20 protein-coding genes are annotated in these 21,550 nt (G+C 54.6%); all 20 read left to right on the top strand.

Translation table 11 applies throughout. The features are described 5' to 3' along the window. On the top strand, window positions 1-994 hold a 994-nt coding region (locus tag NZ653_08150), incomplete at its 5' end, for a sugar transferase (protein ID MCS7287089.1). Window positions 995-1,111: 117 nt separating this feature from the next. Then, window positions 1,112-1,504, top strand: coding sequence for a HEPN domain-containing protein (locus NZ653_08145; protein ID MCS7287088.1), 393 nt, complete (start codon window positions 1,112-1,114; stop codon window positions 1,502-1,504). Next, the gene (locus NZ653_08140) at window positions 1,479-1,799 is read left to right on the top strand and encodes a nucleotidyltransferase domain-containing protein (GenBank protein MCS7287087.1); all 321 of its coding nucleotides are present in this window, start codon (window positions 1,479-1,481) and stop codon (window positions 1,797-1,799) included. Before NZ653_08145 ends, NZ653_08140 begins: the two co-directional genes overlap by 26 nt. A 79-nt stretch (window positions 1,800-1,878) precedes the next feature. After that, complete coding sequence (locus NZ653_08135; protein ID MCS7287086.1) at window positions 1,879-3,168, top strand: O-antigen ligase family protein; 1,290 nt, start codon at window positions 1,879-1,881, stop codon at window positions 3,166-3,168. Then, window positions 3,168-4,121, top strand: coding sequence for a nucleotidyltransferase family protein (locus NZ653_08130; GenBank protein ID MCS7287085.1), 954 nt, complete (start codon window positions 3,168-3,170; stop codon window positions 4,119-4,121). The genes NZ653_08135 and NZ653_08130 overlap by 1 nt, the downstream gene beginning before the upstream one ends. Further along, a complete protein-coding gene (locus NZ653_08125) occupies window positions 4,109-4,546 on the top strand; it encodes a hypothetical protein (protein MCS7287084.1) in 438 nt (145 codons plus the stop codon). The genes NZ653_08130 and NZ653_08125 overlap by 13 nt, the downstream gene beginning before the upstream one ends. Next, entirely contained in the window at window positions 4,543-5,373 is an 831-nt protein-coding gene (locus NZ653_08120) for a hypothetical protein (GenBank protein MCS7287083.1), read from the top strand. Before NZ653_08125 ends, NZ653_08120 begins: the two co-directional genes overlap by 4 nt. Then, window positions 5,315-5,611, top strand: a complete 297-nt coding sequence (locus tag NZ653_08115) for a PqqD family protein (GenBank protein MCS7287082.1) — start codon at window positions 5,315-5,317, stop codon at window positions 5,609-5,611. Before NZ653_08120 ends, NZ653_08115 begins: the two co-directional genes overlap by 59 nt. Further along, entirely contained in the window at window positions 5,598-6,404 is an 807-nt protein-coding gene (locus NZ653_08110) for a lamin tail domain-containing protein (protein MCS7287081.1), read from the top strand. The genes NZ653_08115 and NZ653_08110 overlap by 14 nt, the downstream gene beginning before the upstream one ends. A 2-nt stretch (window positions 6,405-6,406) precedes the next feature. Then, complete coding sequence (locus NZ653_08105) at window positions 6,407-7,363, top strand: hypothetical protein (GenBank protein ID MCS7287080.1); 957 nt, start codon at window positions 6,407-6,409, stop codon at window positions 7,361-7,363. A 315-nt stretch (window positions 7,364-7,678) separates the two neighbouring features. After that, on the top strand, window positions 7,679-10,138 hold the full coding sequence (locus NZ653_08100; protein ID MCS7287079.1) for a C25 family cysteine peptidase: 2,460 nt from the start codon (window positions 7,679-7,681) through the stop codon (window positions 10,136-10,138). Between the two features lie 114 nt (window positions 10,139-10,252). Next, window positions 10,253-11,419: a hypothetical protein gene (locus NZ653_08095; protein ID MCS7287078.1), complete on the top strand. Its 1,167-nt coding sequence runs from the start codon at window positions 10,253-10,255 to the stop codon at window positions 11,417-11,419. Further along, window positions 11,362-13,401, top strand: coding sequence for a C25 family cysteine peptidase (locus tag NZ653_08090; protein MCS7287077.1), 2,040 nt, complete (start codon window positions 11,362-11,364; stop codon window positions 13,399-13,401). Before NZ653_08095 ends, NZ653_08090 begins: the two co-directional genes overlap by 58 nt. Before the next feature lie 25 nt (window positions 13,402-13,426). Further along, window positions 13,427-15,112, top strand: a complete 1,686-nt coding sequence (locus tag NZ653_08085) for a polysaccharide biosynthesis tyrosine autokinase (protein MCS7287076.1) — start codon at window positions 13,427-13,429, stop codon at window positions 15,110-15,112. 21 nt (window positions 15,113-15,133) lie between these two features. Next, on the top strand, window positions 15,134-15,421 hold the full coding sequence (locus NZ653_08080; protein MCS7287075.1) for a hypothetical protein: 288 nt from the start codon (window positions 15,134-15,136) through the stop codon (window positions 15,419-15,421). Window positions 15,422-15,477: 56 nt separating this feature from the next. Then, on the top strand, window positions 15,478-16,455 hold the full coding sequence (locus NZ653_08075) for a flippase-like domain-containing protein (GenBank protein MCS7287074.1): 978 nt from the start codon (window positions 15,478-15,480) through the stop codon (window positions 16,453-16,455). After that, window positions 16,452-17,501 carry a glycosyltransferase gene (locus tag NZ653_08070; protein ID MCS7287073.1) on the top strand — a complete coding sequence of 350 codons (1,050 nt, stop codon included), beginning with the start codon at window positions 16,452-16,454 and terminating at the stop codon, window positions 17,499-17,501. The genes NZ653_08075 and NZ653_08070 overlap by 4 nt, the downstream gene beginning before the upstream one ends. Window positions 17,502-17,758: 257 nt before the next feature. Next, the gene (locus tag NZ653_08065) at window positions 17,759-19,090 is read left to right on the top strand and encodes a DUF2723 domain-containing protein (GenBank protein MCS7287072.1); all 1,332 of its coding nucleotides are present in this window, start codon (window positions 17,759-17,761) and stop codon (window positions 19,088-19,090) included. A gap of 10 nt (window positions 19,091-19,100) precedes the next feature. Beyond that, window positions 19,101-21,083, top strand: coding sequence for a DUF4012 domain-containing protein (locus NZ653_08060; GenBank protein ID MCS7287071.1), 1,983 nt, complete (start codon window positions 19,101-19,103; stop codon window positions 21,081-21,083). 268 nt (window positions 21,084-21,351) lie between these two features. Continuing rightward, window positions 21,352-21,550: hypothetical protein (locus NZ653_08055; protein ID MCS7287070.1), on the top strand; the 199-nt coding region annotated here is incomplete at its 3' end.

The following is a 21,550-nucleotide window of genomic DNA, read 5'->3' as shown; positions in this document are numbered from 1 at the left end:
CCTTCAGCGCCGCGCGCTCATCATCGGCGCAGGCTGGGCGGGCCGCACCATCGCCGAGGCGCTGGCCGAGTATGGCGATGGCTCCTATCAGATTATAGGCTTTGTGGACGACGACCCAGCGAAGCAGGACTTCACGCTTCACGTCTCACGCTTCACGCTTTCCGTGTTGGGGAACCGTCATTCCCTCCCCACCCTCATCCGCCAGCATTGCATTGATACTCTTATCCTGGCCATCACCCACGAAGTCAACGGCGAACTCCTGCAGGTCCTGATGGACTGCCTGGAACTGGGGGTGGAAATTGTGCCCATGCCGGTGCTCTACGAGCAACTGACTGGCCGGGTGCCCATTGAACATGTGGGGAGCAACTGGTATGTGGCGATGCCCATCCACCACCCCCTGATCCGTCCGTTCAACCAGATTGTGAAAAGGGCTCTGGACATCGTGGGCGCCACTCTGGGCCTGGTTTTTTTGGCGCTGGCGTTCCCCTTCATTGCCCTGGCCATCTACATAGACTCGCCAGGCCCCATCTTCTACGTCCAGGAGCGGGTGGGACAGGGCGGGCGCGTTTTCCGGGCCTACAAGTTCCGCACGATGGTCCCCGATGCGGAGAAGGGGCAGGCGGTGTGGGCCCAGAAGAACGATCCCCGGGTAACCCGGGTGGGTCGTATCCTCCGCAAGACCCATATAGATGAGTTCCCGCAGTTCCTCAATATCCTCAGGGGGGAGATGAGTGCGGTGGGTCCCCGGCCGGAGCGGCCGGAATTCGTGGAGGAACTGGCCCGGGAGATTCCCTTCTACCGGGTGCGCCACGCCGTCAAGCCCGGAATGGCCGGATGGGCGTTGGTGAAATACGGCTACGCCTCTTCCAAAGAGGACACCGTTATCAAATTGCAATACGATCTTTACTACATCAAGCACTGGTCGCTCTGGCTGGACCTGGTGATTTTGCTCAAGACGGTCCTGGACACCCTGACCCTGCGGGGAAGGGCGTAATGTCTTTGCAGCTTATAGGCGAAAGGTGGTATTATAACGCAGGCTGAATTTGGCTTTAAAATATAGGCAGGGGCTTAGAAGGTATTTTGTCCAAGCGCTTAAGAGCTTGAGGTCAGTATGGAAAGGAGTGCTGATTGGTTAGACCAAGCCCAAGGGGATATAGCCCTCGCCAAAAGCGCTATGGGAGGTGGGTTCTACGATTGGGCCTGTTTTGCTGCTCAGCAGGCTGCCGAAAAAGCAGTTAAGGCTGTGTTTCAGAAGCTCAGGAAAGAAGCATGGGGGCATGCTGTCGCCGCTTTGCTGGAGGAGTTAAGTAAAGAGATATTTGTGCCCCCAGATCTTTATGAAAAAGCCCTGGAACTGGATAAAGCTTACATACCAACCCGTTACCCCAATGCTCATCCCTGGGGGGCACCACGGCGCCTTTATACAAAGGCTGAAGCGCAAAGGCTAATAGGTTATGCTGAGCAAATCCTCTCTTTCTGTGAAAATATTCTCCCCTCGCTATAGCAGGGAAGAGGTTATAGAGCTCTTGAGGCAGCGCCTCCCTGCTCTCAATGAAAAGCTACCGCTCAGGAAAGTTGTTCTCTTTGGTTCATATGCCAGAGGGAATTACACCGCTTTTAGTGACATTGACCTACTGGTAGTCTATGCTGATCCACCGAGGGGTGATGCCTTTGCTTTTACAGTTAAAACTCTGCGCCTTTATGGCCTACAACCCCATGTGCTCAGTGAAAGCGAATTTCAAAAAGTTTCCCATATCTGGGAAAAAATGCTGGCCGGAGGTGTGGAGCTTTGGCTCTGAAAGGGCTTTTCACTGCATGCTTGGAAGGTCAAGAAAGGGGTGAAAAAGGGCGGCAGTGAAGGGTATAGTTTGTAAGCTATTGGGTATAGAGTGGCTGGTAGTGGGTGCAGCAGCACCCTTTTTAATTTTCCCCACCGTCCGTCCCCGTTGGACAGCAGCAATGCTGACATTGTTGGCTTTCTGGTGGCTTCTGCGCTGGGCTCTGCGGCGGGAGCCCTGGCCGGTGACCCCCTTCAACGGCGCGCTGTTGCTCTTTGCTTTAATGCTCCCGGTAGGAATCTGGACCTCTCCTGTTCCAGAGTTGACTCTGCCCAAAGCTGTCGGATTAGTTCTGGGACTGGCTGTATTTCGGGCGGTGGCTTTCGCTGTCCATTTCCCCCGCGTCCTAAGCCCGGCGGTGTTTCTGCTTTGCCTGGTAGGGCTGGGCATTCTGGTCGCTGGCGTGCTGGGAGCGGCCTGGTCGGTCAAAGTCGGACCCTTATATGAACTGAGCCAGCGTATTCCCCGGTTGATCCAGAACCTGCCAGAATCCCAGGCTGATGCGGTGAACCCCAATCAGCTGGCTGGCGCATTGATGCTATACATCCCCTTAGCCCTGGCTCTGGTCTTCGGCCAGCGATTCTCTCGTCAAGCCATCGTCGGCCCTCTCCTTGGGTTGATCGGAAGCCTACTCCTCCTGACGCTGGTGACTGGAACCTTGCTCCTCACCCAGTCCCGAAGCGGCTGGATCGGCGGGGCAGCAGGGATTCTGGCCCTCTTATCTCTGGCTGGCCTCACCGCCCGGCGCCGCTGGGCCCGCTGGACGGGGGCTGCCTTGCCTCTTCTGACGGTCCTGGCCGTGGCGGGGACCATCATCTATCTCGGTCCTCAAAGGTTGGGGGAAAGCCTCTTCGGGAAGGAGATAGGTAGCCCGGTAGAGGAAGTGGTGGGGAGCATCTCTCTGGAGGGCCGGGTGGAAATCTGGAGTCGGGCCCTCTACGCTATCCAGGATTTTCCCTTTACCGGCTGTGGACTGGGCGCTTTCCGTCGGATCGTGCCGGTCCTCTACCCGCTGTTTACCGTCCCGCCAGATACAGACATCGCTCATGCCCACAATATCTTCCTCCAGACCGCGCTGGATATGGGGATTCCAGGGCTGGTGGCGTACTTGGCAATCCTGGGGATTACGTTGGCCATATGCTGGAAAGTGGCTCGAAAAGGGGGGCGGTATAGAGCTCTCGCCCTGGGCCTGGCAGGAGGCCTTGTGGCTTTACACGCCTACGGCCTCACTGATGCCCTGGCCCTGGGCTCCAAGCCTGCAGTGGTTTTCTGGTACGCCCTGGGGTTGGTGGCGGCGTTGCAGCGGGTTGCCACCGATGATTGTCCCTAATGGATAGAAAACCTGCCTGGATTACGGCGGCGGTTAACTCCATAATCCTGGAAGAATTAAAGAAACTGGACCAAGTTTTCTCCCAACCTCCCTCTATCCCAGTTGTGGTCCTGAAGGGTGGAGCCTTTGCCTTCACCCTTTACCCTGACCTGGCCCTCCGCCCCCTGAGCGATATAGACCTTCTTGTGCCTGAAGAACGTCTGGAAGAGGCTGCTGCTCGCCTCAAAGCTTTGGGCTACAAAGAACTGAACCCGGAAATAGTTCCCAACCACAGAAGAAATGTGGAGACCCATTTTAGCTTTGTGAGGGAAGGTATACCGTTAACCTTAGAACTCCACTGGAGCCTTGCAGCAGGCAAGCATAGCCTTTATGCCCCGGATATGGCTTGGTTCTGGGCTCATACCGAACCATTGCCTCTGCCTTTTCCCACTTCACTGCAAACGCTGGATCCGACGGCTCACCTTTTATATCTGGCTGTCCATGCCACGTTTTGCCACGGCGAAGCAAAGCTTGATCCCAAGTGGCTTTACGACATCCATTTGCTGGTGGAAAGGGAAGGGAGACGTATAAACTGGGGGGAATTAGTTGGGCAAGCCGCATCTTTCCACTGGGCAGATGCAGTGGCACGAGCCTTTGAAAGGTGTTCTCAGCTATTTGGCACCCGATTCCCTGAAGAGGTTCTGCGCCTGTTGGAAAAGGATAGGGACGAAGCCACCATTAAACTTCTTGAACGTAAGGCTTTTCCCCATCGGAAAGGGGTGATGGTCTGGGATACATTTAAGACTCTGGACTGGCATGGCAGATTCAGCCTGCTTAGGGCTATTCTCTTGCCTTCGCCTGCCTTTGTCCGCTGGCGTTACCAGCCTAAGCCACCCTGGATATGGCCATTATTCTACGTTTACAGGTGGTTTGACGTAATGCGGGAGGGGGTGCATTTGTTGTGGGGAAAATAAAGCGCTGCTTTTTTACCTTCTTGGGGTTTGTGATTGGGATTATCCTGGCACGGCTTCTCTGGCCCCCTCGCGTTATCATTACCTGGGAGACAGCAAGCGAAATAGATACCGTGGGTTTTTTCCTCTATCGGGCACATTCCCCAGATGGCCCTTTTGTTCTGATTGATGCAACCCCCGTTCCTTCCCGGGGTGACCCATTGACCGGGGCATCTTACCGCTACGAAGACCGAAAGGTTACCTGGGGGCAGGTTTATTTCTACCAGCTTGAAGAGCTTGAGCGCGATGGTAATCGTAGAAGATACCCCGAAATAGTGAAAGGGCGAGCTGGTATCGGCTGGGCTGGGGCATTAGCAACAGGATTATTGACGGGCGGTTTTATTTGGAGTATAATGATATTAATTCAAACTAAGGTTGCTCCTCCGTGAAATGGGTTCTGGAAGTAGGAGGCATTTCCCTCGCTATAGAAGGGCCGGCTTGCTGGGTAGAGCCTTTCAAACAGGCCTGGAAGCGTTGGACCGGTAATTCTTCCAGCTGGACAGTCTCTCTGGAAGCGGACGAAGGCCTCCTTATACCTGAAGCACCTCTTTTCACGGTCCTGCCATCCTTTACAGATAACGGATGTTTTCTAAAAGCTGTGGGCTTTGCCGGGGAAATCATCTCTCATGAAAGGCGAGCCAGGCTGAGGGCGCACCCTCAAGCTTTTCTAGGAGATATCGCCTATTTCCTGCGCGTAACTTTTGCTCTGAGCGCTTTTGAAAGTGGGGGGATCCTATTCCATGCAGCGGGTGTAATACATCGGGGGCAAGCTCTGGCTTTCTTCGGCCCTTCGGGCAGCGGTAAAACTACCCTAGTCCGCCTTTCAGAAGGGAAAGAAGTCCTGAGCGATGACCTTTTGCTTCTGCGTTGCTCCTCTCAGGGCTGGGAGGCATGGGCTACTCCTTTCAGCCTGCACCGGGGGAATAAGCTCTCGTCTCCTCTGTGTGCTCTGATACGCTTGGTCAAAGCTGAAGAGGATCAGCTTGTGCCCCTATCTTCCGGAGTAGCCCTGGGCGAGGCTGTGGCTTCCTCTCCCGTAATCAATGCTGACCCTTCCCGGTTGCCGGAGCTTTTTGCTCGCTGGGAGGAGATACTCAGCTCAGTGCCGGCTTTTGCCCTGTATTTCCGTAAAAGCGTTGCTTTCTGGGAGGTCATAGATGTTGAGTTTGGAGGAAATACTGAGCCCCGCTCCTGGAATCCTTTGTCATCAAGTTAAGGATGAGCTTGTAGTGGTTTTGCCCGGGCAGGGGCGTTTCATTGTTCTGAATAAGACTGGAGCTCAAGTCTTCCAGATGATGGATGGTAGCCGGACCCTGGGGGAAATAGCCGCTGCACTGAGCGAACAATACGGTATACCGCTTGAGCGAGCACAGCAGGATGTGCTGGCTTTCGCCAAAAAACTCCTGGAGCGTACCGCCATTATCCGCAAGGAGGCGCAGGATGAGCCATCGTAAAATTTTGCTTTTAGCTTTAATTCCAGCCGTAGCCAGCTTTCTGATTCTGGCCCTGAACGCTGCCCTTGCCCAGGGTGAAGGCAACCCTGCGGACATCGTGATCAGTGAGGTGATGTTCAACGCCATAACCGAGACTAACCCCCTTAATTGTGGTGAATGGCTGGAAATTTATAACAAGGGAGCTGTAACCATCAATCTGGTCAACTGGATCATCACCGATAACAACCGGTCCAACCTCATAACTTACACCATGTGCCCGAACAACTCCTGTGAGATCCCCCCAGGTGGGTGCTGGCTTATCGCTTACTCGCAGACCTACCTTCAGGCAGAATTCAATTATTACACATCGCCCCTCAGCCCCACAGTAGATCCTTCCCGCACTATATTCTTAGGTGGTAGGATAGGAAATGGCCTGGCCAATGAGACCGATTGGGTAATCTTAAGGACCCCCGACAATAGAAACGTGGATTGCATCTCCTGGGGCTCTCCGCCCCCTACTATTTGTGCCGGCTTGAGTTATGTGCCTGGTGGAAGTGGCCTGGATACGAATCTTACCTCTGAAGCTGAAGGCCAGTCCATCGCTAACATCCAGGGCCAATGGTATTACCATAAGCTCAACGCTTCTCCTTACAATTGCATCAATGTAGCCCAGGGAGGTAACCCCACCGCCACTTTTGTAACCTCTTTCTTCGCTCTCTCTGAGCCTTTCTGGTTTGGACCTTTAATGGCAGGGATGTTTATAGCTTTCCTCATCCTCTGGAGAGCAGTAAAGCAGAGACCAAAGGGAGGTTAATCATGCGAAAATGGCTTATACGCGCAACAACTTTGTTTATCATGGTTGCACTGCTAAGCCCCTCTTTAACCTATAGCACAGGTGTATCTCTCGTTACTTACCCCCGTAACGTGGCCAATGCAGTGCCTTACAATGATCCAGGCCAAGATAATGGGCCCGCATATCGCCTTAATAACCCCAATGAAACCAATGCTCCTTTCGCTGTAATTCTGAGGCTCCCTGGTTACAAAAGCCAGAAGGCATACTTCTGGCTGACTGACGATCAAAAAGGTAATACCGTGCGCACTTACGACCGTTTTGACCCCGGTGCCGGGAAAAGTTTGCCTCGTGAAACCTGTCAGGGTGGCTCTGGCTCTTGCTGGCTGGACGAATCCCCCACTCGCCCGCCAGATCTGGACCCCGTAGATATTAATGCCGACGTCTTCTTCGTAATGGTCATCGGACAGGTTACCGGTGATGTCCCTTATGAGACCCTTATTACTTACACCGTCCATTACGAAATCGGAGCAACCTCTGGTTCTCTGATATTTTCCTCCAAAATAGCAAAATGTTATGACTGGTACCTCAACTGGAATGATAACGACCCCGAATCTGGCGACCCGGCCTACGGCGCTGATTATGTGGAGCTCTACGATGCCTATGGTAACTCCTATACCACTGCCCCTGTGGATGGGAGCGGTTACTTTGAAATGCCGCTGGATGATGGTGCATCTGGCCAGCTCTGGTCAGCTGAGGCCCGCCTCGAGTCAGGGAGCCCATTGAGGGCTTGGGTTACCAAAATTGGGTCAAATAAATATACATGCAATGAATTAATCGATGCTGGCACTGGAGGCCCAACCCGGGTGGTCCTTTCGCAGCTAAGGGCTGCAGGAGGGCCCAATCCCCTGATTCTGGCATTCGCAGCGGCTGTGATGACTGTGGCTGGATTCGTTCTCTTCCGCCATCTTAAGGGCCAATAATGGGAGGTGCGAGATGGATTACCAGACGCCTGAAATCATTTACGAAGGTGAGCTTGAGGTCCAGGCCGGAAGCCCAGCCGGTATCAGGTTTCCTTTCCCATGGGATTGGTAAAGCCTCAGGACCGAGAAGCTCCAGAGGCTTTGCGGTCACCACCAGGCCTGGAACGGCTCCGGATTTTACTGCTTAGTTTTATTTCAGCGGGGGCGGTAGCGTTCTTTCTGGTGTGGAATATCTCAGCCTCACCGCCCCCGCCTCTTCTTGACCCTTTCTTTGTCCCTTCCGAACCTGGACCATTGCCTTTAGCGCCTGCCTCTTTGTTTCCCTTTAATCTGGAAGAACCGCATCCCCCTCGACCTCTCCCGTGTCCCTCCTGGCGCATTACAGTCACTGCCGATGGTCTGTATCGTATTACCTTTGAAACTCTGGCTGCCGCTAGGGTGCCAACGAGTGATCTCTCTTCCCTTCACCTCTTCTGGCGAGGGCAGGAAGTAGCAATGGAGGAAGATCGCACTGGAAACGCCCTCGTATTCTACGGCCAAAAGTTCTACGGCACTGTCCAGGATGAGAAATATACCGATGAGAACGTTTACTGGCTGGTGGTAAGCCCCACGGCCGGCCTGCGGATGGAAAGCCGTTCCGTCACGCCCGGTACCCCCGCCACGCCAATTACCTGGTATACCGCCACTCGCCGCTTCGAGCAGAACAATATCTACTGGGCCCGCTGGTCCACGATGCCCCGCACCGACGACACCTGGTTCTGGGACTACATCGTTGCTAACCGTCCGGTTACACGAACTTATTCTCTCACTTTAACAGCTTTAGCTCAGGGGGCATATACCGCCACCCTGCGAGTGGAACTGGCTGGTCGGAGCGAGAACTTTCACCGCATTTCCTTTGCCCTTAATGGCACACCTGTCGGAGAGACCACCGAATGGGGGAAAGTTGGGTGGGTGGGGAAGTTTCCGTTCCCATCCACTCTACTAAGAGATGGAACAAATTTGCTGGTAATGGAAGTCTTCACCGATGGCGGCCCACAGGGGGTATACCTCAACTGGATTGAGGTAGAATACCGGCGCCAGCTTGAGGCTGAGGACGGTTCCCTTCGAATGGCCCTGCCTCTCTCCGGCCCTGTTGCCATCACCATCACCGGATTTTCCACTTCTGCCATTCGCCTCTACGACATCACCAATCCACTGAGACCCATCCGGCTGGAAGGTGCGACTGCCATTCCATCCGGAAGTTCCTGGGCGCTGACTTTTACAGACAACACCTTAAGCAGAACGACCTACCTGGCTTTAGCGAAAACCGTCGTTCGGGATGTGCCAGCCCTTATCCCCTATTGCCCTCCAAGGGATATACTCTCACCACCTGATGGCGCTGACGAAATTATCATTGCACCTTCAGCTTTTATCACGGCTATCCACCCTTTGGCCGAACATCGCCGGGCCCAGGGGCTGCGAGTCCGGGTGGTGGCTGTAGAGGATCTCTATAACCTCTTCAACGACGGGATCTTCCACCCTGAGGCTATCCGCTCTTTCGTGGCCCACGCTTACAGAAACTGGCCCGGTCGCCCTCCATCCATGCTTCTCCTGATCGGTGACGGGCATTTCAATTTCAAAGGCTACAATCCCACCACTTACGGTGAGCCAACTCCTGTATGGATTCCCCCTTACCTGGAGTTTGCCGACCCCTGGCAAGGGGAAGTTCCGGTGGACAGCCGTTACGGGGATGTAGATGGCGATGGTTTCCCTGAGCTGGCTGTTGGACGCATTCCCGCTGGTTCAGTGGAAGAGGTGAAAGGGGCAGTGGCTAAGATCCTGGCATATGAGGTCCAGCCAGAGGCGAGCTGGCAGACCCGCATGCTCTTCGTCGCCGACAATGTTCCAGATCAGGCAGGAGATTTCCGGGCTGTAGCGCAGCATCTGGCCGGGATGGTCCCGACTGGAGCGGAGACCCGAACTATCTACCTGAACGATTATTGTGAGGAACCGGTAAATCCCCCTCGCTCTTGTCCCTCGGCCACTTTGGCTCTGACCACCACGTGGAGCGAAGGTGCATCGCTGCTTACCTATGTCGGCCATGCGGCGGTGAACCGCTGGGCTCATGAGCCTCTTATCTTCAACACTCAGTTGAGCACATTGACCGGTACAACGGGCCTTCCTTTCCTGATTTCTCTGGATTGCTGGGATGGCTACTGGATGTTTCCGCCAAAATACCCAGGCTTTCCTGATACCCGTTCCATTGGTGAGTGGGCTACTACCGTGCTTACAAACCGGGGGGCCATTGCTGTTTTCGGGCCAGCCGGACTGGGAGGGGTGGACGATGAGGCCCTCATCGCTCAAGCGATGTTCAAGGCTATGTTTCAGGAAGGGAATTTCCAACTGGGCCCCCTAACTCAGGCTGGGCGACGTGCGTCCCGCACCCACCTGGCTCGCACATACGTTCTCCTGGGCGATCCGGCCCTGTGGCTTCCGTGGTGGAAGGAAATGACAGTAGTTCCCTCAGCGGTCACCGTGACGGGGGGAAGCACTCATTCCCTCGCCGCACTCTTCACGGTTAGCGCCACCACCCGCTTCGGACAGGTTTTTCCCGTAACACCTGCATGGACAGTAGGGGCGGGAATTCTGGACGGATGGGGAATCTATACTGCACCGAATTTTAGTGGTGCAGTGCCCGTTACAGCCCATCTGGGTTCTCTTTCCGCTGAGGCTATCATCCACATAGTTTCAAAGGAACATCGGCTTTACCTTCCGTTAGTGATGCGAAATTACTGATAAAACGATAAAGCTTCCGAGGGCAAAGTTTTGGAGACACCGCAACGGAAAAGCGCACTGACAATTAAGTGGTGGGAATTATTTAGGGATATTGAGGGAACAGGCCTGTGGCGAGTGCGGGTGCGAGGAGGAAGCATGTACCCGGCCCTCCGTCCTGGCGATGAGGTATTAGTGGAGCCAGCGAAACTGGATACGCTTCGCCCCGGCGATGTGGTTCTTCTCCAAAGTGACGATGGGGCTGTTCTCCACCGCTTTTTGCGGTTTTCTCCCCAAGGGTGGCTTATTACTATGGGGGATGCGTGCAATTCTTCTGATCCGCTCTGGCCCCCTGAAGCTTTACTGGGCCGAGCAGTGGGTGTAGTGCGCAATGGTCGGGTGACACCTTTGCGTTATTATCCTCTATTTCTGCTCGCTTGGCGAAGCTTACGTCGCATCCTCACTCTTTTGCGCTCTCTGTGGCGTTTGCTCACGGTAATTTTACTTCTCCTTCTGTTGCCAGCTTTAGCGCGTGCTGCTGTCACCCTGGTCTCCTTTACTGCTGCTCCCCAGGGTCAGAGCGTTCTTGTGCAATGGGAAACAGCCAGCGAAGTTAATATGCTGGGCTTCTACGTGTGGCGTTCTACCGAGGAAGGAGGAAATTATACCCGCATTTCCGACCTCATCCCGGCGGTAGGTGATATTGTCGGCGCAATTTACCAGTTCGTTGATACCGCCGTGGGGCCAGGCCAGACTTATTTCTACAGGCTTGAAGCCGTAGAAACCACTGGAGCTTCCCAATTTTACGGCCCCGTTTCAGTGACTGTACCTGTACCAACTCCAACACCCGGACCATCCCCCACTTTTGTTCCTTCGCCAACTCCTACCCCTACGCCTTCGCCAGCCCCTCCCCCGACATCCACTCCCACGCCTTCACCTACTCCTACTTTGACCCCTTCACTTACCCCTTCACCGACTCCTCCGCTTGCCCCTACTTTTACTCCTACACCTTTGCTAATCCCTTTTTCTGCGCTTTCCCCAACCTCCACATTTACGCCATCACCAAGGCCTTTTCCCACTTTTACCCTCTGGCCATTAAGCCCTGTATCTACCCCCACCCCCGTGCCCACCTTCAGGGCTCTGCCCGAAAGCACACCTTTTCCATCTTACACCCCTGAATCGCCCAGGCCCGCTTCACCTTTTCCCTGGAAGCTGTGGGTTCTCCTCATCGTCGGAGGTTCTCTCGGATGTGCTATGATCTTTCTTGGAGCTCTTTACCTGAGGCAAGCCCGGAAAAGCGGTTAAAGCTTACAGGGTTTCTGAAAATTGCTTTGCTTCTTCTAATGTTAGCGGTTGGATGTTCGCCCAATGCCCTTCCTGAGTCCCAAATATGGTTTCTGGAAGTAGAAAAGGAGGGCGGATATTGGCTTAGCCCAGATTTCCTGGCCGATTTAGGGCTTCATCCTGAAGGAGACTCCCCGCCTGCTTTTTCCCTTTCCCTTGAAGGCAATAATGTGCCTCTACTCTTTTTGAGGACACCGGCCGGCTGGGGAGTTTTCTTCTACACCCCGCATTACCCTACCCGTTATTCCTCTCGCACTGCCCTCAAGCTTGAGGCCGGTAAGAAGGGGGCCCAGATAGACCTTGACGGGATTTGCCCCTCCCCCTCCGTTGAACTCTCCCGAGGAGCTTTGAGCTCCATCCATCTGGAGGAAGATAAACGTTACCTGCCTCAGGCCGAACTTGAGATTCCCTGGCTCTGGGATGCTCTTTACGCCCCTGAAACCCTGACCTTTACCGTAAGCCTAACGGAAGCCCTGCCAGGGCCTCTTACCGTTACGCTGCAAATCTGGAGTCACACCGCTTTCCCATCTACACCGGATCACGAACTGGAAATGCGATGGGATGGGAACCTTATCGGTAGGTGGCAGTGGGATGGAACAGGCGTCTACCAATTTCAGGCTCGGGCAGAACTAAAGGACGAAAGCACGGAACATGAGCTGACTCTGGAATCCTCTTTGCCTCCTGGTACCGAAGCCTCAGTCCTTTGGGTGGATTACGTGGAGATTCTCTACAGGCGGATTGTGAGGCCTTCAGGAGAGATATGGCTGGCTGAAGGCGAAGCCCTTAAGGTGGAAGGGAACACTTCGGGAATTTATGCAATAGACGTGACTGATCCTCTGGATGCCAGAGGCTGCCATATCCCTCCTGACGGTGTGATTTCCACAGTGCCAGGCCACCGCTACTGGATAGGCGATCCCCAGCAGGCCATAACCCCCATTGAAGCGAGGCCTGCATTTCCCCTGAACCCTGATGGGTTAAAGGATGTTGAGTATTTGGTTATAGCTCCGCCGGAGTTTCACAAAACTCTCGCTCCTCTGATGGACCTTCGGAAAAGCCAGGGCCTCAAAGTAGGCCTGGCTGAACCCAGGGCCATTTACGACTCCTTCGGCGAGGGCAGGGCTGACCCGGAAGCAATCCGCAGTCTAATCAGCTCTCTCCCTTCTCTGCGCTATTTGCTAATTGTTGGAGACGGAACAGCTGTTCCCGAAGGTTACGATGGCTCCTTGGGTAAGCTCCTTGTCGTTTCGCCCTTTACCCGAACCCGTGAAATCGGAGAAACTCCAGCTGATGTCCTGCTGGGAATGAAAGATGGCGAGCCCTCAGTGGCGGTAGGGCGATTGCCAGCGGCTTCTCCGGATGAGCTGACTTACATGGTAAATAAGACCATCCACTGGGAAAGGTCGGGAGGGACCTTTTACCTTTTGCTGGTATACGACGATGAACCGGAATTTATGAGAGCGGCGGAAGAAATTGGGCAGGGGGTTAAAGAGGCGGGGTTCTATGTGGAATTCGCCTCAGGACGATCCGAAGTTCTTGAGATTTTGAACAGGAAAAAGAGGGTAATGCTGGGGTATTTTGGGCATGCCAGTTTGACAGGCTTTGGGGATGAGGGTATACTGAAAGCCGAAGACGCTCAGGATGTAATTGAGCCCATTTTAGTGACAGCGTGGGGGTGTTTGGCCGCGCACTTTGTGCATCCCTCCCAGGAATCCATGGCTGAAGCATGGCTTCGTTCCCGCCGCGGCGCAGTAGTTTTCTTAGGTCCAAGCGGAGCAACTGCTCTGGTTGAGCAAAGACCTCTCGCTCTGGCTTTCTATCAGGCTTTAAGTCAGGAAAAGCGCCTAGGCGATGCATGGCTTAGAGCCTTGAAGGCACAGAAGGGTTCTCCCATTATATGGGGCTACGCGCTTTTAGGCGACCCCGCTTTGTTCATAAAAGAATGATTAAGCCGTTCAGGAGGGGGAATTCATGGAGGCAATTGAAAATAAAGCATTAGCTCCAGAGGAGGAAATTGACCTCCGTCAGTACTTAAGAGTATTGAGGCGCTGGCTGTGGCTTATTGCACTTTGCACCATTATCGCCGCCGCAGCTGCCTATCTTGTAAGCGTTAAAGTTATAAAGCCCGTATACAGGGCTCAGGTATCTTTAATGGTGGAACCGAGGGCGAGCTCTTCCGGCGTTTTACAGTACCAGGACGTTCTGGCGGGGGAACGCATTGCCAGAACTTACGCCGAAATCCTCAAATCAAGGCCCGTGCTGGAAAATGTGCTCATCAGACTCGGTTTCCCCCCAGATATACCTGAAAATGAGCTACCATTTAAACCCTCGGTCCAGGCGGTCAGGGATACGCAGCTAATCCGGGTGAGCGTTGAAAGCCTTGACCCCAAGCTTGCAGCGGATGCTGCTAATACCCTGGCACAAGTCTTTGTAGAGGAAAGGGCAAAGAGCCAGGCTGAGCGTTTCAATACTTTAAAGGCCAGTTTAGAGGCCCAGCTTGCCAAAATAGAGGAAGATATAACCAGGATTAGTGAGCAGAGGGGTAAGGTTCAGGACCCTGAGGATGCGAGAAATCTGGATCAGCAACTGATAAGCTTGCGAGATATGCGCACTCGCCTTCTGGCAAGCCTTTATGAAATTCAGCTTTCCGAAGCTCAGTATACCGACCTGATAACCATCGTGGAGAGGGCTGAGGTGCCCGAGAGGCCGGTTAGACCCCGTAAGCTCCTGAATACCGTCCTGGCTGGAATCCTTGGAGGAATGCTGGCCATTATGGTAGCCTTCCTCCTGGAATACCTGGACACGAGCATTAAAAACCCTGAGCAGATAGAGGCTCTAACTAAACTTCCCGTTTTGGGAAGCATCTTCGAATTTGAATCCAACCCCCGCGGGGAAAGGGAAACCTACATTCCCATGGAACACCCTCGTTCACATTCCGCTGAATCCTTCAGAGTCCTCAGGGCCAACCTGGAATTCCTGAGCGTAGATAAACCAGTCGGGGCTTTATGTGTAACAAGCCCCGGACCTGAAGAAGGAAAAACATCTGTAGCTCTGAACCTGGCGATAGCGATGGCCCAGGGAGGAAAGAAGGTGGCCCTTGTGGATGCGGACCTGCGTCGCCCAAAGGTTCATCAGATCCTGGAACTCACTCAGAGCCCAGGCTTGAGTGAGGCTCTGATCGCAAGGGCCCCTGTGGAGAAATACCTCAAGCCCTGGGGGAAGAACCTTCTGGTCCTCACCTCAGGCCGATTGCCCCCTAACCCGGCGGATATCCTGGCCTCTCAGCGGATGGGAGAGCTTATTTTGGAACTGAGAGATATGGCTGATATTGTAATCCTGGATAGCCCTCCCATTCTGGCCTGTGCCGATACAGTCTTTCTGGGGAAACATGCTGATGGCCTTCTTATGGTGGCTGAATGGGGACGAACGGATCGCTCAGCCTTTGTGGAAGCGGTGGAGAGGGCTCGCCAGGGAGGCCTCAGAGTCCTGGGCGCTGTTCTTAACAGGGTTAAGCTTCCATCAAAGGGTTACTACTATTACTACTACTATTCCGACTCCTCCGAGAAAAAACCCTGGTGGAAAAAGCTTTTCCGAAAACGCCGTAAGCGTAAGGTCAGGGAAGAGTTATTAGAGGGCGAGGCAAAAGGAAGCTTTTAATAATGAGCGTTGAGACCAAAGGTGATTGATGTTAAAGCGATAATCGGTGGGAGTTTGTGGATTGTGGGGCTAGCCATTATCCTGGCTACCCTGAGCTGGGCTAATTACGAGGCTAAAACTTTTCGTATCCCCTTGCGGAAAACTCTCACCCGCTCCGTGTTTCGGCGTTTTATGGATTTAGGTTTGGCTCTCTTCTGCCTGGGGCTTGCTATGGGGGCTTCCCGGTGGTGGGAAAGGATTTTGTGGTTCGTTCTTTCATTAGCCTGGTTGAGCTTGCTGCTTTGGGATTTCCGGCAAAAGGAAAGTTAGCAGTCATGGTTTTCCGGACCCCGGGGCTGCAGTGAGCCGAATCGGAGTGATTGGACATGAAGGTTGAAAACCAGCTTCACTGGAGATGGTTAGGCCGCTGGATTTTGGGGTTGGCAGTAGCGGCTCTTTCCTGCTGGCTACTGGTGCGCGATCTGGACTGGTCCGGAGTGTTACGGGCGTTCATGATGGCTGATTACCGCTGGGTTGCAGCGGGCGTTGCCGGTATTATTGGCACATTTTTCACCCGCACCCGACGCTGGCAGGCTCTTCTCTGGCATACCCGCGTTCCCACACGCCCCGCAATGACTGCCCTTTTGGTTGGTCAGGTGATAAACCTGGCCCTTCCAATGCGGAGCGGCGATGTAGTGCGGGCCGCATGGATTGCCCCTGAGCAGCAAACGGGTTTCCCCGAAGCGCTGGGCAGCATCGCAGTGGAAAAGGTTTGGGATCTGTTAGCCCTCCTTGTCTGCGGGATTGCTCTTCTTTTCTGGCTCCCCCTCCCCGATTGGTTCGCCCATTCTACTGAGGGGACCGCTCTGGCTTTGGCGGTGGGTGGTGGAGCACTCTGGGCTGGCCTGCACTGGCAAGAAACCATCTTCCACTGGATCGGCCGCCTGATGGCCCGTTTCCCTGCCGGATGGGATCGGAGGCTTCTCTCCGTCTTACACCGTCTGGTCAATGGCCTGGAAGGACTCCGCTGCTTCGCTGTCTCTACTCAGGCGTTTCTGTGGACTGTGCTCACTTGGGGGCTGGGTGCAATGGTGAACTGGACCGTCCTGGCCGCCTTCGGGATCCCTTCGGCCCCTGCTGCCCTTTTCCTCCTGGCTGCCCTCATGGTCGGTGGCACTGTTCCCGTGCCAGGACGATTGGGTCTCTTTGAGGGCATCTGTGTGATTTCCCTGGCCTTTTTCGGGATTCCCCGCGACCTGGCTTTAGCCGCTGGAGTGGTTCTCCACCTGGTGGTGATGGGACCGCCTCTCGTTGGCGCTGCACTGCTGGCTCTGTGGCCAAGTCGTTTGAGAGGTGCGAGGTGAGTTCCATTCGTTATTCTGTTATCGTACCAGCTTACCAGGCGGAAGCAACCATCGGCTATTGTGTCCGGGCTCTCAACGCTCAGACTATCCCCCGCAATCTTTATGAAATAATCGTGGTGGACGATGGCTCCACCGACCAGACAGCTCTCGTTGCCCACCAGGCTGGCGCAGATAGGGTGTTAACCATTCCTCACGAAGGCCCTGCCGCAGCCCGCAACGCTGGGGTAGAAATTGCGCGCGGGGAAATCATCCTCTTCACCGATTCCGACTGTGAACCCTGGCCCGACTGGCTGGAGCGGATGACGGCCCCCTTTGTAGACCCGGAAGTGATGGGGGCCAAGGGCGTCTACCGCACCCGGCAGCGGGCCCTGATGGCCCGTTTGACGCAACTGGAGTATGAGTTCCGCTACGAGCGCATGGCGCGGCTTTCGTCCATTGATTTTATTGACACTTATGCAGCAGCCTATCGGCGTGAGGTCTTTCTCCGTTACGGCGGGTTTGCTAATGATATTCCAATTCCTTCCGTGGAAGACATTGATTTCTCCTTTCGCCTGGCCCGGGCCGGACACCGGTTGGTCTTCGTGCCTGATGCGCGGGTCTGGCACATACATCCGTCCAATCTCCGGGGATATCTGACCCGGAAAGCTCGCTATGGATTCTGGCGAGGGCTGCTCTATCTGTGGCATCCGGAAAAGCGAAAGGGAGATGCGCACACTGACCCGGCATTGAAAAAACAATTCGCCCTTTTAGCACTGATGGTGCTTTCCCTGGTTGGCGGACTCTTTTGGCGTCCTCTGGTGCTGGGAGTGGCTGTAGCCCTGCTGGCCTTTCTGTGGACGACGTTGCCTTTTGTGCGCTGGGCCTGGACGCGAGATCGAGCAGTGGCACTGGCCTGGCCGTGGGTGACGCTTCTCCGAGGGCTCTTTCAGGGTGCAGGACTGGCGGTGGGGCTGGCCTATCACCGTTTTTTCAAGCGACGGCTATTTTCAGAGAAGCGCTGTCTACCAGAGGCTTCGGCTGGACATAAGTCAGGGTTGAAGTTATAAAGCTACTACGTATCCTGGAAGTACCCCTTAAGCTGCGTTGGGCTTGGGGCGAAGAAGTGTTGAAGCCTTTGCTTTCTGGTTGAGCGCTGGGCTGGAGGAGCAAACGATCAGCTGGAATGAATACCGCTAGGCTCACTGACTGATCGGAGCGCCCGTCTTGCTCGGTACGGTAATTGTTACTTTGCCTGCCATCGCTCAAGTTGTCCGCTAAATTTAGTAAGAAAGGACTCGCTACCCCTATTGTTTGGTGGGCACTGGTGCCCACCTTAGTTCTGACAGCCATCTACCTCTTTACTATGCCTCATTCCATCACTTGGGCTCACTGGGGTGCTGACGGGGGCGATTTGGCAACTGCTATCGCCTGTAGGCGTCTTCCCCATCCCCCTGGTTTCCCCACTTATTTGCTCCTTGGAGCAACTTTCATGCGCCTGCCTTTGGGTGACCCTGCCTGGCGCTTGAATTTGCTTTCAGCGCTTTCTGCCGCCGGAGCCGCCGGACTGACAGCAGCCGCAGTCCATCGGATTTCTTTTTCCGTTATCGCTCCCGTAACCGCCAGCCTTTCTCTGGGGCTGGCACCCCTTTTCTGGTCTCAGGCACTCATAACCGAGGTTTATGGACCCGCCGCTTTTTTCTCAGCTGTGCTCCTCTTTCAGGCTATCAACCAGACCCCGGCCTGGATTTCTGGTGCTGTGTGGGGGATCGGCATTGGTGTCCACCCTACTCTCCTTTTCCTGGCTCCGCTGGTGGTGAGGAGAGACCGTGAACCGTTTATCCGCACCGCTCTGTATTCCACAATCCCTGCTTTAGTGGTGGCTGGGTTCTTGTATGGACCGGTTCTTTTAGCGTGGGGGAGAAGGCCTTCCCCCTGGGCTGATTTTTCCAATCTGTCCGGATGGTGGACTTACGTGAGTGGTCAATTGTATCACGGTTATATCTTTGGCCTTCCAGGTGTTCTCTGGCCCCGGAGGTTTTTGGCTTGGGCTGGCTTGGTGGCCCGACAATTCACCCCCGTTGGCGCATTGATGGCCCTCTGGGGCTTGAGATACCTCTGGCGTTACCACCGGTGTCTGGCATTGGCCACTGCTCTGGCTTTTGGCGCCCTCAGTTTGTATTCAATTGGTTATAACACTGCGGACTCTCTGGTATACCTAGTCCCGGCTTTGCCCTTGGTTGCCCTATGGCTGGGAGCCGGCCTGGATTATTTGCTCTGCAAGTGCAGGCGGCGCATCCCCTACTCTCCTCTCACCTTTTGTTTGTTGCTTCTTCCAGCCCTTCAAGGTGTTCTTTTCTGGAATCAGATGGATATAAGCAGGGATTGCTCCGCCATAACCTGGGCTCTGGACACCCTGTATGCTGCTCCGTCGGATGCCATCCTTCTCACCGCTCAGGATGGAGCCACTTTCGCCCTCTGGTATGTCCGCGATGCTCTGAGGAAGCGTCCCGATGTCTGGATCGTGGACTGGGACCTTATGAGCCATGCCCCATATCGCCGGCTCCTGAGCGCAGAGTTGGGAATTGATCTGTCTGGAAACCCGGAAGAAATCCTGAAAAACCTGAAACGCCCGGTTATTGCTGTTCAGGCTCCATGAGGGGGTGAGTATGAAACAAAAGCGTTTTTCTCTTTTTCTTATAATCCTGGGAACTCTGTTGCTCCTCGTCTGGGCAACAGAAGTGGCCCGCGCTGCGCTTTCCCTGCGCACTCACTTGCGAGAAGTAAACACTTTGATGGAAAACGCCGGGAAAAACTTGCCTGATCCTGCCATCCTCTGCAGCCTTGTACACGATCTCCGCAGTGATGTGAAGGTGCTAACAAAACAAGCTGGCTGGATAGCATGGCTTGCCCCAGCTCTGAGCTGGCTTCCTGGCATAGGCAAGGACATGCGTGACACCCCATATCTACTGGCGACTGCTGATCACCTCACCAGCGCAGGCGCCATGGCCTGCGAAGCTTTAGGCCCTGCTTTTGGCCTTCTGGAAGGAAATATTAGCATCTCCTCTATTGAGCTCATCCTGCCCCATCTGGCGGCTGCGCGGCCTTCGTTGGAAGGCGCGCTCTGGGAAATAGAGCAAGCCATAGGAGCATGGGGACAGGTAGACCTTACAAACCTTTCCCCTCCTCTGGCCCGCCGACTTGCGCTTCTGAACCGGGCTTTGCCTCTATTGAAGGCTGGCTTGAATGCTGCCCTTATAGCTCCCGACCTTCTGGGCTTTGACGGCCCCCGCACCTACCTCATCCTGGCCCAGAACGAAGATGAACTCCGCCCAACAGGTGGTTTCATCACCGGTGTGGGCCAGGTGTCGGTGCAGAACGGGCGTCTGGTCAGCATGGTCTTCCGTGATAGCTATGCAGTAGACGATTTCTCCCTTCCATACCCTGACCCCCCGGAACCTCTCCGGCGGTATATGGGTATTGACTTGTGGGTCTTCCGAGATAGCAACTGGTCGCCCGATTTCCCCACCGCAGCGCGTCAGGCCATTGCCCTTTACAGACCTGGTGTTCCTGTTCAGGTGAACGGCATAATTGCACTGGATCAATTCGCCTTGCGGGAACTGGTTGGCGCCATCGGCCCGCTGACCGTCGAAGGAGAGACCGTCACTCGGGAAACAGTCATCCCTTACATACGCCAGGCTTGGGCGCCGGAAGAAGGAAAACTGACAGGCGAATGGTGGCTACAGCGTAAGTCCTTCATGGATGCGCTTGCCAGAGCTGCCTGGGAACGCCTCCAGAGCGGTTCTGTAAATGGCCGGACCCTGGCCCGGACACTTCTCCGGCTTCTGGAGGAAAAGCATCTTATAATCTACTTCTCTGACCCCCGGGCCCAGGCCCTTCTGGCCGAACAAAACTGGGATGGTGCCCTTCGCCCAGGGGTAGGTGATTTCCTGATGGTGGTGGATGCCAATGTTGGATACAATAAGGCCAATGCAAAAGTCCAGGAGTCTATTAGATATGAGGTAGACTTCGGACATCAGCCACCGCGTGCTACGTTGACCCTTATTTACACCCATACCGCTCCAACAGGGACCCCCTGCGTTCCGGAGTCTCGCTACGACCCCGTCTATGAGCTGATGATGGACCGTTGCCTCTGGAGTTATCTTCGTATCTACATACCCCAGGGCAGCAAATTGATAGATGCCACCCGAATTCCAGTGCCGGGAGAAGCCATCTGGTCGGGCGAGCCAGAATCTGGCGAAATCACAGTCAAGCCAGCAGAAGAGGCACTATTGCTTTCCCTAGCTGTTCTGGTCCTCCTGCCTCCAGGCACGAGCCAGACCCGTTCTTTTACCTGGGAATTGCCGGAAAAAGTTATAACCTGGCGTGGTGACGAGGGAGCCTACACATTACGGATACAGAAACAGCCAGGGACAGTAGGTCATTCGCTTCAGGTGCGCATCCATCTGGGGGATAGCTTTACTTTATTGGCTGCCGACCCTTCTCCGTCCGCCATAGAAGACTCCACCCTTGTCTTTGAAACTCGCCTGGACCGCGACCGGGAATTTAAGTTACGTTTTCTGAAAACCAAAAAAACCGCTGCAATTGCTGAACCACCAGGCTTTGCTCTTGCGGATTTTATCGTTCAATAAAACTTGTGTCCTATAAATCCTCTGGAAGCCATGATTTCCCCGACCTCATCGATCCAAAGCTGGAGCGTAATAACGATTCAAAGCTTCTCCGGGTTATTGCGCACCTTTGAAAAGATAGAAGGATACTGTGCTCCAAGGTGTGGTTCCCGGCTTGAGCTTTTGAATGCTTCAATCCCTTGCTGCAGCTTGCCTGATGCGCAAAGGACCACAACTCGGTCAGGTTTGGTTGATTTGGAAGTAATATCAGTGTAATCAGGGAGGTGAAATAATGAGAGAAAAAGTTCTCTGGATTTTAGCGCTTATCCTGATAACGACCCTTGCTCTCATCCCTGCTATCTGGGCTGCTCCAGAGCAAAGCCCGGAACGCCAGACCGTTCCAACCCGTACTTTCACTCCTACCCCCGCGCCCCCCCCCCGGGCCCCACCTCCGGCCCCCCCGCCGCCGGCCGTTTCCCCCGCCCCCCCCC

The organism is Anaerolineae bacterium, assembly GCA_025062375.1.
In the GTDB taxonomy this organism is placed as follows: Bacteria; Chloroflexota; Anaerolineae; order SpSt-600; family SpSt-600; genus SpSt-600.
This window is presented reverse-complemented; position numbering and strand designations above follow the sequence as displayed.